This is a genomic window from Tenacibaculum skagerrakense (genome assembly GCF_004345825.1).
GTDB lineage: Bacteria > Bacteroidota > Bacteroidia > Flavobacteriales > Flavobacteriaceae > Polaribacter > Polaribacter skagerrakensis.
In genome coordinates this window covers 49,788-64,078 of record NZ_SLXM01000011.1, presented here as the reverse complement: position 1 = coordinate 64,078, position 14,291 = coordinate 49,788, and the positions used below count along the sequence as shown (strand labels likewise).

General features: G+C 31.0%; 12 protein-coding genes. 4 read left to right on the top strand and 8 right to left on the bottom strand.

Going from position 1 to position 14,291, the window contains the following annotated elements; translation table 11 throughout:
- Window positions 1-35: 35 nt before the first annotated feature.
- Together EV195_RS15245 and EV195_RS15240 are read right to left on the bottom strand one after the other, a co-directional pair.
- Entirely contained in the window at window positions 36-815 is a 780-nt protein-coding gene (locus tag EV195_RS15245) for an NAD(P)H-binding protein (protein WP_132795832.1), read from the bottom strand.
- A gap of 120 nt (window positions 816-935) precedes the next feature.
- Window positions 936-1,598 (bottom strand): MIP/aquaporin family protein, encoded by a 663-nt coding sequence (locus EV195_RS15240; protein ID WP_132795831.1) that lies wholly within the window; start codon window positions 1,596-1,598, stop codon window positions 936-938.
- A 102-nt stretch (window positions 1,599-1,700) separates the two neighbouring features.
- On the opposite strand from EV195_RS15240, the gene EV195_RS15235 reads away from it, so the two are divergent.
- Both EV195_RS15235 and EV195_RS15230 read left to right on the top strand, forming a co-directional pair.
- Window positions 1,701-2,546, top strand: coding sequence for a DUF2911 domain-containing protein (locus EV195_RS15235; protein ID WP_132795830.1), 846 nt, complete (start codon window positions 1,701-1,703; stop codon window positions 2,544-2,546).
- Between the two features lie 89 nt (window positions 2,547-2,635).
- On the top strand, window positions 2,636-3,157 hold the full coding sequence (locus tag EV195_RS15230) for a PaaI family thioesterase (RefSeq protein WP_132795829.1): 522 nt from the start codon (window positions 2,636-2,638) through the stop codon (window positions 3,155-3,157).
- A 4-nt stretch (window positions 3,158-3,161) separates the two neighbouring features.
- On the opposite strand, the gene EV195_RS15225 is transcribed toward EV195_RS15230, so the two are convergent.
- The 5 genes from EV195_RS15225 to EV195_RS15205 form a co-directional block, all read right to left on the bottom strand.
- Complete coding sequence (locus EV195_RS15225) at window positions 3,162-4,889, bottom strand: sodium:solute symporter (protein WP_132795828.1); 1,728 nt, start codon at window positions 4,887-4,889, stop codon at window positions 3,162-3,164.
- Between the two features lie 144 nt (window positions 4,890-5,033).
- Complete coding sequence (locus EV195_RS15220; RefSeq protein ID WP_132795827.1) at window positions 5,034-5,804, bottom strand: DUF6503 family protein; 771 nt, start codon at window positions 5,802-5,804, stop codon at window positions 5,034-5,036.
- A 115-nt stretch (window positions 5,805-5,919) separates the two neighbouring features.
- A complete protein-coding gene (locus EV195_RS15215; protein WP_132795826.1) occupies window positions 5,920-7,710 on the bottom strand; it encodes a cytochrome-c peroxidase in 1,791 nt (596 codons plus the stop codon).
- A 3-nt stretch (window positions 7,711-7,713) separates the two neighbouring features.
- The gene (locus tag EV195_RS15210) at window positions 7,714-9,246 is read right to left on the bottom strand and encodes a PhoX family protein (RefSeq protein WP_132795825.1); all 1,533 of its coding nucleotides are present in this window, start codon (window positions 9,244-9,246) and stop codon (window positions 7,714-7,716) included.
- A gap of 260 nt (window positions 9,247-9,506) precedes the next feature.
- Complete coding sequence (locus EV195_RS15205; RefSeq protein WP_132795824.1) at window positions 9,507-9,980, bottom strand: Dps family protein; 474 nt, start codon at window positions 9,978-9,980, stop codon at window positions 9,507-9,509.
- A gap of 106 nt (window positions 9,981-10,086) precedes the next feature.
- On the opposite strand from EV195_RS15205, the gene EV195_RS15200 reads away from it, so the two are divergent.
- Window positions 10,087-11,028: a LysR family transcriptional regulator gene (locus EV195_RS15200; protein ID WP_132795823.1), complete on the top strand. Its 942-nt coding sequence runs from the start codon at window positions 10,087-10,089 to the stop codon at window positions 11,026-11,028.
- A gap of 28 nt (window positions 11,029-11,056) precedes the next feature.
- Here EV195_RS15200 and EV195_RS15195 read toward each other — a convergent pair whose 3' ends face one another.
- Complete coding sequence (locus EV195_RS15195; protein ID WP_132795822.1) at window positions 11,057-12,679, bottom strand: ABC-F family ATP-binding cassette domain-containing protein; 1,623 nt, start codon at window positions 12,677-12,679, stop codon at window positions 11,057-11,059.
- A gap of 180 nt (window positions 12,680-12,859) precedes the next feature.
- Between EV195_RS15195 and EV195_RS15190 the strand changes: the two genes are divergently transcribed.
- Window positions 12,860-14,218: a TlpA family protein disulfide reductase gene (locus EV195_RS15190; protein WP_132795821.1), complete on the top strand. Its 1,359-nt coding sequence runs from the start codon at window positions 12,860-12,862 to the stop codon at window positions 14,216-14,218.
- Window positions 14,219-14,291: the final 73 nt, after the last annotated feature.

The following is a 14,291-nucleotide window of genomic DNA, read 5'->3' as shown; positions in this document are numbered from 1 at the left end:
CAGTAGGCAGTAGGCAGTAGGCAGTAAAATTAGTATTACTCCTTCAAATCCAACAAATTGTTATGTATAAACTGATAATTCAACCGGTTTATCAATTTGGCTGGACTGATTTTTTTGAATTGTAATTCATTTTCAGTTTTAAATACAGGTTCTGGTTTACCTATTTTTTTTCTGGCTGCTATATAAAATTCTTTTCGTGTTGGATGGTGATTCGCACACGCATTAAATGTTTCTCCAAAAATATCTTCCTCTATTAACTTATTAATGATTTGAATACAATCATCTCGATGAATCATATTTACAAAACCTTCCGGTTGTGGAATTTCTTTTTCAGCAAACCAATTCCCTGGTTGTCTATTTCCTCCATATAATCCTGCAAAACGAATTATAGTTGTTGTAAAGTTTTCATTCTTTCTGAACAACTCTTCAACATCAATCAATAAAAAATCTTTTACTGTTTCGTCTTCTTCGGTATAGGTTTTATTATTTCTAGGATAAACAGAAGTAGAACTTATAAAAATTACTTTCTTAACAGACGATTTTTCTATTTGATGGATCAATCTTTTATACGCATTGGTATCTTTAGAGGTAATCATTACCAAAAGAACCTCACTATCAAAGAATTCATTATTTGTTATTTCATCTTCAATATCAATAATAAAAGGGTTTATTCCCAGATTTTCTAACTTTTCAATCTTATCTTCTGACCTGGTAGATCCTTTAATTGTAATTGAATTCTGAATAAAATATTCCGCCAAAGGAATACCTAACCAGCCACAACCTAAAATGCTATATGTTCTTTGATTATTTTTCAAATTATTAAAATCTCTATTAGAATTAAATTTATGTGTCTTTTCTTTTAGCTCACGGTTTTTTAGTTTGCAGTTTTCAGTTCACAGTATTCAGTTATAGTACTATTTACTTGATACTATAAATCAACATTCACCTTCACAACAGTTATCATCTTTTACTAATTTACATGTTACTACAGCTAGCAAAGCACCAATTATTGGCGCTAATATATACAACCATAAATGCTCAAAATGTCCTGAAACTAGAGCTGGAGCAATCGATCTTACTGGATTCATAGAAGCTTTTGTTATAGGACCTGCAAACATAGCCTCAAGTAATACAACTCCCCCAATAGCAATACCTGCCATAATTCCTACTTCTTTACTTCCGGTAGAAACATTAATAATTGTAACCATCAAGAAAAAAGTCAATAGTAACTCTAAAACAAAAGCTCTCATGGCATCTGTGGAGGGAACAGTAGCTCCATAAAACTCACTTTCAGGAAATAAAAACCACAATACTAAACTTGCAAAAACGGCTCCTAAAATTTGAAAAGCGATATACTTTGGTACTTCTGTCCAAGGAAATTTTTTAGCATAAGCAAATGAAATAGTAACCGCTGGATTAAAATGTGCTCCAGAGATTTCTCCAAAAGCATATATCATTGCCATTACAATTAAACCCCAAGTAATTGCAATCCCAACATGACCAATAGAACCATTGGTAACTTCATTAATTGTCATAGCTCCCGTACCACAAAAAATAAGTGCAAAAGTTCCAATAAATTCAGAAATATATTTTTTCATACTCGCAAAGATACAATCTCGTTTTTTAAGTTTTTGTTAACATTAAAAGCATCTTTAAGCTGTAATTTTATACAGACGAAAAAAACAAACTAATTTATTATCATGAAAAAAATACTTTTAGGATTATTTGTTGCTTCTTTAACAGTATCTGTTAATGCTCAAATTACAACCCCTCAACCAAGTCCACTTTCTAAGTTAGAGCAAAAAGTTGGTTTAACTGATGTTACTGTGGAATACTCAAGACCTGGAGCAAAAGGAAGAAAAATATTTGGAGATTTAGTTCCTTTTGGAAAATTATGGAGAACTGGAGCTAATAAAAATACTACAGTAACATTTAGCGAAGACGTTACAATTGATGGAAAAACATTAAAGAAAGGTTCTTATGCTATTTTTACAAAACCTGAAGCTAACTCATGGGAAGTTATGTTTTACAGTGATACAAACAACTGGGGAACACCAAGAAAATGGGACGACAGTAAAGTTGCTTTAACCACTACTGCTAAAGTTGAAAAAATGCCTATGAGTATTGAAACTTTTACTATTACTATTGATGACTTAACAAATAGTTCGGCGGTTTTAGGAATCTTATGGGAAAACTCTTATGCTGGAATTAAATTTAACGTTCCAACTGATAAAGCTGTTGAATCAAGTATTTCGGCTGTTATGGCAGGTCCAGCTCCTAATGATTATTATGCTGCTGCTTCTTACTATATGGATGAAGGTAAAGATATTCAAAAAGCTATGATGTGGATTGATAAAGCTGTTGAGATGACTAAAAGCGAACCTCGTTTTTGGTACTTACGTAAGCAGTCTTTAATTCATGCTAAAGCTGGTGATAAAAAAGGTGCTATTAAAGCTGCTAAAGCCTCTTTAATGCACGCTGAGAAAGCTAAAAATGCTGACTACGTAAAGATGAACAAAGAATCTCTAAAAGAATGGGGAGCTTAGTATATCTAAATTAAATTAAAAGTAAAACTCGAGTGTAACCAGCTCGAGTTTTTTTATTCTTTATACTTTTACATTTTTAAATAAGTACTATGTCAATTTATAAAAAAATCGCGGAAATTGGAACTAAGTTTATCCCAAAATCTAAACTATTTAAACATGGTTTTAATTTATCTCCAATGTATAGAAGAAGCACTGGTAGAATTATTGCCGTTTCTGATGATTTATTAAAAGTAGTTGTTAAAGTTCCTATCAGTTACAAAAACAAGAATTACGTAAACTCAATTTTTGGAGGAAGTTTATTTTCGTCTGTAGATCCAATACCGATGGTACAATTAATCAATTTAATTGGAGACGATTATGTTGTTTGGGATAAATCAGCAGAAATTAAATTTAAAAGACCTGCTAAAGAACATGTGTATGCCCATTTCACCTATTCAACTAAAGAATTGGAAGAAATTAAAAAACGTGTTTCAGAAGAAAATGAAATTAACATAGAAAAAATCACTTTACTAACTAGCAAAGATAAAAGTACAACCTACTGTGAAGTTCGAAAAACAATTTATGTAGCAGATAAACAGTTTTATAAAAACAAACGAAATAGTAAAAAGTAATAATTTACTCTTCTCCTATTTGACTTACACTTAGGTTTCCTTCTTTTGAATTACCTTTGATTGCCTGTAATACTGAAGCGATTACGATAACTAAACCACAACCTAAAGCATTTAACCATAAATAACTAATCAATGCTTGCTCTCCATTTTGTTCAGGTAAAAATATCCCAAAAAAGTAAATTCCTATTATTAGTAATTGAGTAATAATTGCACCAATAAATACAGAGTTTGATTTAATAAACTTTAAAAAGAATGCGATTAAAAAAATACCCAATACATTACCATAAAATATAGACCCGATAATATTTACTAACTGAATTAAATTATCAAATAAGTTTGCGACACAAGCAATTAAAATTGCTAAAATACCCCAACCTAGTGTAAACCATTTGGACATTTTAACGTAGTGCTGATCACTTTTTTCTTCAGTAACATTTCGTTTATATAAATCAATAGCTGTAGTAGATGCTAGTGCATTTAATTCAGAAGCTGTTGACGACATAGCGGCCGATAAAATCACTGCCAATAACAAACCTATTAAACCTTTAGGAAGATTATTCAATATAAAGTGAATGAACACATAATCTTTATCATTGGTTTCCACAGTAGCATCAGACTTTTCTATAATTGTTTTAGCCTCCTGTTTCAGCTTTAAATCTTCTTCATTTAAGGCTTGTAGTCGTGGTTTATTTGTATCAGTAATTCCAGATAAAATAAGTGTTTTCTTTTCCGCTTCAATTTCTTTATGCCTATCCTCTAAAACTTTATATTCTGAAACATATTGAGAATTAATAACTGCCTCTTGAGCTTTTGGATTGAAGTTTAAAGGTGATGTGTTAAACTGATAAAAAACAAAAACCATCACTCCTACTAAAAGAATAAAGAATTGCATCGGAACCTTTAACAATCCATTAAAAATAAGACCTAACTGACTTTCTCTAACACTCTTTCCAGAAAGGTATCGTTGAACCTGACTTTGATCTGTTCCAAAGTAGGACAACATTAAAAATGTTCCTCCAAGAAAACCTGTCCAAACAGTATAACGATTATTTAAATCCCAAGAAAAATCTAAGACTTTCATTTTATTACTTGCTCCAGCAATTTCAAGTGCTTTTCCGAAAGTAATACCATCTGGTAAATAATGTAAGATTAAATAAAACGCGATAAACATTCCTAAGAAAATAATTGCCATCTGCTGTTTTTGAGTAACACTTACAGCTTTTGTTCCTCCGCTTACCGTGTAAATGATTACTAGAAGACCGATAATGATGTTCAGAAAGACTAAATCCCATCCTAAAACTGCTGACAATATTATAGCCGGTGCAAAAATGGTAATTCCAGCAGCTAATCCTCTTTGAATTAAAAATAAAATGGCTGCTAATGTTCTCGTTTTTAAATCAAACCTACTTTCTAGATACTCATAAGCAGTATACACATTTAATTTATGATAAATAGGTATGAATACTAAACAGATAATTACCATAGCAAGTGGTAATCCGAAGTAAAATTGAACAAATCCCATTCCGCTATGAAAGGCTTGACCAGGGGTAGACAAAAAAGTGATGGCACTAGCTTGAGTTGCCATTACCGACAATCCAATAGTCCACCACTTTGTTTGGTTCCCACCTTTAATATATTGCTCTACATTTTCACTACCTCTTGTTTTCCACGTTCCGTATAATACAATAAACAATAAGGTAATCGAAAGTACAATCCAATCTAAAACTTGCATGAGTAAACTTATTTAGTATATGTGTTAGTAATAAAATAAAAAAGAACAATGTACACTAGGTTAGCCAATAGAACGAATGTGTATTCTTTTTTCCACATATACTTTTTACTCATAATAATTAGTTTGTTAGTTGATAGTTTCTACTTATTTAGCAGGCTTACTAAAAAAGCTATCTGCTAATGGTGCTTGACTTACTAATGCTGATGAAAACTCAGTTGGCTCACCTGCAGGTTCTGTTGGTACACCTTGATCGTTTTTGTTGTACCAAGTTATTGATTTTGGTAATAAAAAACCGTTAACGTTTTCCCAATCATTATATCTAATGATTTTAAAATTTTCAGATGGCTTCTTGCTAAAATAAGTTACAGTATACCCTAACCAAGCCATTTGTTTGGTTTCTGGATGGTAAAATATAAAATAATTATCATCTGGTGAAACTCCCACATTTGCTTTGTACGATATTTTTATTCCTGGATAACTAACTCCTTCAAACTCTATAGGTGCTGTATCGGAATAAATTATTCCATCATCAGCTAATACAAACGGCATTGAATAAAAGTAAAAATACAAGTTGTAATAAAACTCTGGATTCCCTGTAAAAGCTGTAGAATCTTTTTGATGTAACCAAACTTCTTTTCCATCAAAACCTAATGAGTAATTATCTGCATTAACCACAGCTTTTCTTGAATGTAAATCTGTTGTGTGCTCCTCTCCTTTTACTTTGTACGATAAAAATCTTGCTTTTCTCCAAGCATCGATACCTCCATGTTTTTCAAAAACTTCTGATAATGCTTTTGGATAGGCTGGTTCTTTTTTTACTTCTTTTTTAACTTCCTCTTTTTCTTCTTTTTTTGTTTCGGTTTTACAAGCGCTAATTAAAGCTACTAGTAGAAATACTGCTATTAGTTTTTTCATTGAAAATTGATTTTATACTACTTCGTCGGAGTTCTTTTGTAAAATTACATTTTTAACATAAAAAAACTCCTTGAATAGTATCAAAGAGTTTTTACAACACAACTACAAAGACCTTTTATTCGGCATCTGTTAAAGTCTTAGTAAACGCAATTAGCGCATCAATCTCTTGCTGAGTTAAACTCAAATTATCAAAAGGTAAAGTTTGATACTCATTTTCAATTCCTAATCCAGCTCCACCTCCTTTGTTATAAAAATCCATTACTTCTTGTAACGTTGTATAAACACCATTGTGCATGTAAGGAGCTGTAACTCCAGTATTTCTAACTGTTGGTGTTTTAAAAAAGTGTTTGCGCTCTGGTGTTTTAAACAATTCATACCTCCCTAAATCGGCAGATAATTTTGCATTCATGGTGTCCATACTTGATGGTACTCCAATAAATTCTAATTCAGTATCCGTATAATTTGGAGGAACGGTTCCGTTGAAAACTGGCGCAAAATGACACGTAGCACACATTGCTTTTCCCATAAATAAATTAAAGCCTAATTGCTCTTCTTCTGTTAACGTATTTTCCTCTCCTCTAATGTTTCTATCAAACTTCGAATTAAAAGAATTCAAACTTCTGATATAAGAAGCAATGGCATGTCTAATATTATAATCGATTCTTTTATTACTGTATAATTTCAGAAGTTTATTCTTGTAAATATCATTTTGTTGAACTCGCTTAACCACTGAATCCATAGACATATTAAACTCGTTGTGGTTTTTTACAACTCCAACTACTTGACCTTCTAAACTTCCAGCTCTTGCATCCATAAAAAATGCTTGTTGATATGCTGAATATGTTACTGTTGGTGTATTTCTAATTTGATTTTTATCAAATGTTTTCTTACCATCTGTAAAAGCTAATTCCTTTACATGACATGTAGCACAAGCCATTTTGTGATTTTTTGACAATGATTTGTCGTTAAACAGTTCTTTACCAAATTCAACTTTTTCAGCAAGACTTGTAGTATCACTTAACTGATCTGAGAAATAATCAATGTTTAAAGCATCCTTTGAAAAAAGTTCCGTCATAGTATTTGACAAAGCCATTTCAAATGGGAACTTTACATTCCAATCTTTTTGAACTTCAACCAATAATTTTAATTGCTTATTGATATGTTTTTTAATAAATGAATAACGATCAAAAGTATCAAAATCATGATCTAAATCCTTCTGTGCATCAGTTATTGATTGAATGAATTTATTCTTCACCTCAAGAGAAGAAAACTTATTTTCATTCATCTTAACAATCTCAATTAATGTATTATAGGAGTATTTACTTTCTAATAAAGACTGACTTAACACAGGCGAATCAAAACCAGTAATCCCAGTAGTAGCAATTCTTACAATTTGTTCTCTTAGTAACCAAATGATATGATAATCTTTTAGCTTTAAAGAAATATTCTCCTTAATCAACTTTAAACGATCTTTAGTAACAGTAATAGCTCTAGTTAAGGTTACCGTATCAATCTCTTCTTCATAAAGGTTTTCTTCAATCACCTGAAAACCAATAGGATTTATAACACGAGTATCTTGCGACTCTTCTCCTTTTACCTGAATAATATTAGGAGCGTTTAGCGACTTGTAATTATTCTTATCAGAATACGCTAAAATTGGCTCCATTAACTTAAAATATTTCCTAGCCTCTTTGTAATATTCTTTTCTCTCTTCTGAAGGAATTTCAAGATTTAACTTCTCTACATTACTAATAGAACTCGTTAAATATTGATTATACAAAGCAGAAATATCCGTAGAAAATGTATTTACAGCACTATACTTTTTCTCCTCATTAGCGCATCCTACTATCAAAAGCAAAAGACATACACGAAGGTATGTCTTAGCTCGACTAAATATGTCTTTCATTTTTTATCTTTCTAATCCAGTGATTATGTGTAAAACTGAACCTTCTTTTCTGTTAGCTAAATCAGGATTTGCCATTGGATCTGTAAAAGAAGTTCCATCTGCTGGCTCCCATCCGTGATTTTGAGTAATTACGATGAATGTGTTTTTACCGTTGTTTACAACTTCAGTAACATCTATCATACCTGTAATTTCCCAGTTTCTTGTGTTTGAACCGTATCCCAAATCAGCAGCTCTATTTTGATCACACTCTAATACAGTTTTGATTTCTCCAGTATTTAAGTTGTACTGGTATAACTTCGCATATCCATTTACAGAAGTATCTAAATATCCATTTGGATCTTCTTGAATGTAAGCATAGTTTTCAGTTACTAAAATGTTATCAGGTGAATGGAAACCTTCTGCTTTACCACCAATTTTATCACCATCTAAAACACATGTAATTTTTGCAGCTCCTGTTGGATCAGTATCGTTTAAAACAACCTTATAAATACGTCCTAAGAAAGTTCCTTTACCTGCTAATCCTGATTTGTTTCTACCTGTAACAGCAAAGTAAATCTCTCTTTGATTTCCAGCAACTCCTCTTCTCCAGTCGATATCCTCTAAACGTGAGAATCCCATAACACCTTTAGACTTTGCTTCAGCATCTAAAGCGTTGATTTCTCTTTCAGTTAACTCAACAAACTCAGCATCATACTCAGTTCCTTCAACCATATCGACTTCATAAGTGATTCCAGCAGTAGAAACTTTTAAACCGTATAATTTACCTCCTTCTAAGTCTCCTCTGTTTCCAACATACATTCCTAATTGTCCTGACGGCACATCGTTATCAGAATGATCGTCACCAATAAAAGCAACCGTTTTGTTTGGGTAAGCATCTTTACCTATAACTACAGCATTTTCTGTAGACCATTGACCAAAAGCAGATAATAATCTCCCTGTTCCAGCTTCGGTAGCAGGCTTATATGGATCAGTTGCAAATACACCTTTTGAAGATCCACCCCATTCTCCACCAGATAAATACATTGGTCCAAAACCATGTTCTTCCATAGTAATCATTGAACCAGAACATTGAGCAGTTTCAGCAGTAGCAGCAGCATTTAAAATGTACTCTCCTTCTGTTGGCCTTAAGTTTTGATTTAATTTGATTCTAGCAATAGAATAATCAGCTTCGATATTATTGATTAAAGTGAAAGTTCCATCTGCTTCTCTTAATAATCCAGCTCCGTCAGCCATAGATCCATAAACGAAATCTGGTGTATTTGGAATTACATCTTCAGAAGATAAAATTGTTGTAATTTTTAATCCAACGAAATCGCTAGTTACTTTTAAGAAGTTTGGCGTTTTAGAAGCTGCTAAATATACAGAAGCATCAGAACCATTTGGTCCAGTTGCACCTGTAGCGCCATCTTGTCCGTTTTGACCATTTACACCATCAACTCCATCAATACCGTCTTTTCCATCTTCACAAGAAGTAAGTGTAGTAAAACCAATTGACAAAGCTAATAATGCAGTTAAGCTTAGTTTTAAATTTTTCATCGTGTCCTTATTTAAGTTTTGTTTTTTTGATGGTACAAATCAAGAGCACGAGTTTAAAGTTTAAATCAATCCTACTTTAATTTCTCTTTAAGAAAATGTTACACAATTAAAGCTAGCCTTAATAATTAGAATGATTATAAATAGAATTTTTAACAGAAAAACAAAGAGTAATAAAACAATGAAAATCAATACTATAAAATAAAAAAAAGTAGTTAAAAACAACTACTCTTCTCAAACCTATTGTAAATAATATGTTAATCCTATTTAGATAACCAAGCGTTTAACATCCAAACTGTTTTTTCCTGCTCTGCGATAAAATCACTCATCATAGAATTTGTTCCTTCATCATTTGCATTATCAGAAGTTTCTAAAATAGTACGTTCTATCTTTAATAATTCAGATAAAGAATTTACAACCAATGTTACTGCTTTTTCATCATTACTAATACCTTTCCCAACTGGCACTGAACCTTTTTTGATGTAATCTTCAAAAGTATGTAAAGGCTCTCCTTGTAATGTAAGTACTCTTTCAGCTATTAGGTCTATTTTTAATTGAGAGTCGGTATACAATTCCTCAAACTTCATGTGAAGTTCAAAGAAATTTTTTCCTTTAATATTCCAATGTAACCCTCTTAAATTTTGATAATATAACTGAAAATTAGCTAGTAATACATTTAAATCATCTACTAATTTACTTGATTTCTCTTTATCTAATCCTATTATTGTTTTTGCCATGTTTTTAATCTTTTGTCTTACGTTACTACAAAATTACCCCAAAATAAAGCGTCTCAACCATTAGTATAATTGATAGTTTTAATATCTTTATCGAAAATTATTATTAATGACCATTACACAATTAAAGTATACATTAGCCGTAGCCGAACACAAAAATTTTACTGTTGCTGCAGAACATTGTTTTGTAACACAGCCTACGTTAAGTATGCAAATTCAAAAACTGGAGGAAGAGTTAGATGCTAAAATTTTTAATCGTTCTAAAAAACCAATAGAGTTAACTCCTGTAGGAAAAAGAATTGTTGAACAAGCAAAAGTAATTGTTGATGAGAGTAATAGAATTATTGACATCGTTCATCAACAAAAAGGATACATTGGAGGAGAATTCAAGTTAGGTATAATTCCTACAATTATGCCAACATTGCTACCAATGTTTTTAAAACACTTTACTAAAACCTATCCTAAAGTTCAATTGATTATTGAAGAGTTAACAACCGAAGAAATCATCAGAAAACTTACAGACGGTCATATTGATGCTGCTATTGCTGCTACACCTTTAGGAAACGAATCTATTAAAGAGCGTGTTTTATATTATGAACCTTTTGTTGGTTTAATTCCAAATGAACATCGTTTGTTTCAAAAAGATAAATTATCTATTGAAGATTTAGAGTTAGAAGATATTTTACTTCTAGAAGATGGGCATTGTTTTAAAAACAGTGTTATCAATTTATGTAAAGTAAATAAAAAAGACGATCACAAAAAATTTCATTTAGAAAGCGGAAGTTTTGATACATTAATAAAACTCTCTAAAGATGGATTGGGAATGACCTTACTTCCTTATTTAAATACTTTAGATTTAAATGATGAAGATAAAACTCATTTACGTGAGTTTGAAACTCCGCCTCCTGCAAGAGAAGTAAGTTTGATTTATCATAAATCGCAATTAAAAATGCAATTAATTGAAGCTTTAAAGTCTAATATTGATGGAATTATAAGAGGAGCAATAGCTTTTAGTGATGTAGATATAATAAGTCCTATACGAAAGGAATAAAAAAAGGAAGCTTTTCAGCTTCCTTTTTTTATACATACATTTTTTCTCTTAATTCTTTTATTTTAGGATCATCTAAGTACTCGTCGAAAGTTGCATACTTATCAATTACTCCATTTGGCGTAATCTCAACAACCCTATTAGCTACGGTTTGCGCAAACTCGTGGTCATGAGTTGTAAACAATACTGTTCCTTTAAAGTTGATTAACGAATTATTTAACGACTGAATTGATTCTAAGTCTAAGTGATTTGTTGGCTCATCTAACATTAAAATGTTTGCTCTAGTCATCATCATTCTTGATAACATACAACGAACTTTCTCACCTCCAGACAATACATTACTTTTCTTTAAAGCTTCTTCTCCAGAGAAAATCATCTTCCCTAAGAATCCACGTAAAAAAACTTCTTCTCTTTCTTCTTCTGTTTTAGCATACTGACGTAACCAATCTACCAAATTTAAATCTCCATTTTGGAAAAACTCAGAATTATCCGAAGGTAAATAAGATTGAGTAGTTGTTACACCCCAATTGTATGTTCCCTCTAATGGCTCTTCATTTCCAGCAATAATCTGATAAAAAGCAGTTGTAGCTTTAGAGTTTTTAGAAATTACAGCTACTTTATCTCCTCTATTTAGATTTAAATCAACATTAGAAAATAATAATTCTCCCTCTGCATCTTTAGCAGATAAACCTTCTATATTTAAAATTTGATCTCCAGCTTCTCTATCTCTTTCAAAGATAATAGCAGGATATCTTCGGCTAGATGGTTTTATTTCATCTACATTTAACTTCTCAATCATTTTCTTACGAGAAGTTGCTTGTTTAGATTTTGCTACGTTTGCAGAAAAACGACGAATAAACTCTTCTAATTCCTTTTTCTTGTCTTCTGCTTTCTTGTTTTGTTGCGCTCTTTGCTTAGCTGCTAACTGACTTGACTCATACCAGAACGTATAGTTTCCAGAAAAGTGATTAATCTTTCCAAAATCTATATCAGAAATATGCGTACAAACTGCATCTAAAAAGTGACGGTCGTGAGATACAACAATTACGGTGTTATCATAATTAGCTAAGAAATTTTCTAACCAAGAAATAGTTTCAAAATCTAAATCGTTGGTAGGCTCATCCATAATCAATACATCAGGATTTCCGAATAATGCTTGTGCTAATAACACACGTACTTTTTGTTTACCATCTAAATCTTTAACTAAAGAATAATGTAAATCTTCTTTAATTCCTAAATTTGATAACATTGCCGCTGCCTCTGCATCAGCATTCCAACCATTCATCTCTTCAAACTGAACTTGTAACTCCCCTATCTTTTCAGCATTTTCATCAGTATAATCTGCATATAATGCATCAATTTCTTTTTTAATCTCGTACAGATCTTTATTACCCATCACCACAGTTTCTAAAACCGGAAACTCATCAAAAGCATAGTGATTTTGAGATAATACAGACATTCTTTTTCCAGGCTCTAAATGAACTTGACCAGAAGTTGGATCAATCTGACCTGATAAAATCTTTAAAAAAGTAGATTTCCCTGCACCATTTGCTCCAATAATACCATAGCAATTTCCTTGCGTGAACTTAGTATTAACCTCATCAAACAATACTCTCTTACCAAACTGAACTGATAAATTAGAAACTGTTAACATTTTTCGTTTTTTAAAATTCTATGCAAAAGTATGAAATCTCCTCTCTTTTCTAGCATTTATAGCTGATAAATTATATCGTTAAAAATCTCTTATTTTTTTGAATATTAACATCGAATTAACATCTTGATCCCCTCTATATTTCTATTTTTGAGCGTTAATTTATGTGCCGTTTTGAATAAAATGATTAAATATTTAGTTCCCCTTTTATCAATCTTTATAATAAGTTGTAATGACGTAAAAAAAGAGAACTACACTTATGTTGGAGGAAAAATCATCAATCCCAAATCTGATTTTATCACCTTACACAATCATTATGAAGAACTTATAGACACAGTTAAGTTAAAATCTGACAATACTTTTACAGGGACTTTTAAAAATATTAAAACAGGATTATACCTTTTTAAACACGGAGCCGAATTCCAATATATCTTTTTAGAGCCTCAAGACAGTTTACTAATTCGCTTGAATACATGGGATTTTGATGAATCTTTAGTTTTTAGTGGAAGTAATGCAGAGAAAAACAATGCTTTGATTGAAAATTTTTTAATCAATGAACAACAGGTTAAAGATTTTTACAAGTACTATCAACTACCAAACGATGTTTTTTTAAAAACTGTAGACTCTTTAAAATCAATTAAAGAATCTTACATAAACAGTTTTACATCAGACTATCCAGAAACTTCTACAAAATATCTTGACGTTTTAAAAATAGCTTTGTATTATCCTTTATATACTAAGTTAGAAACATACGTTATAAACAATCGTTTGAAAGATAACCCTCAGGATATTAACGAGAGTAAATTTATTGCTCATAGAGAAAATGTAAATATTAACAGTGACTCTCTGATGTTTTTCTCTCCTTACAGAAAATATGTTTACAATAACATATATTACGATGTATATGCTAAAAACATAAAAGACGATAGTGATGAATTCACAGTTGCCGTTTTAGAGACCGTTAACAATAAAATAAATTCTCAAGAACTAAAGAATAAATTATTAAAAGAAACTATAATAAGGCATTTCTATACAAAGACAAGTTGTAATCTTAATAAAAAAGCTTACAATTATTTTTCTAACTTTTCATCTAATGATGCAGACAAAGAAGAAATTGCGTGTTTGTTATCTGATGTGAAGTTAATACCAAAAAGCAAGTTATTCCCTAATTTTAAGTTATATTCTCCACAAGGTTCAATGGAGAATATTAATGATATTATCCGAGGAAATAGCACCGTAATTTATTTCAGAAATAAAGATTTTTCTTCTGATAATTGGGTGTCTTCAAGAATGAATTATTTAATCAACAATCATCCTGAAGTCAAATTTTTAGTTATCAATATAAATGATAACAAGAATGAATATATTAAAGACTTGAACATTAAGCATCAATTTTATCTTCATAAAGAGAGTGACGCTCATAAGTTTTTAACAAGTAAATACCCTAGAATGGTATTAATAGATAAAAAAGGAACTGTAGTAAACGGTTTTTGTGCTTTGTCTTCAAAAAAGATTGAAAAACAAATAACTGAACTTTATTAAATAATTAAGAATCAGTTTGTTTTTAATTTACTACTTTTGCGCCGTCCTTAAAATATATTAATATAAGAATTCG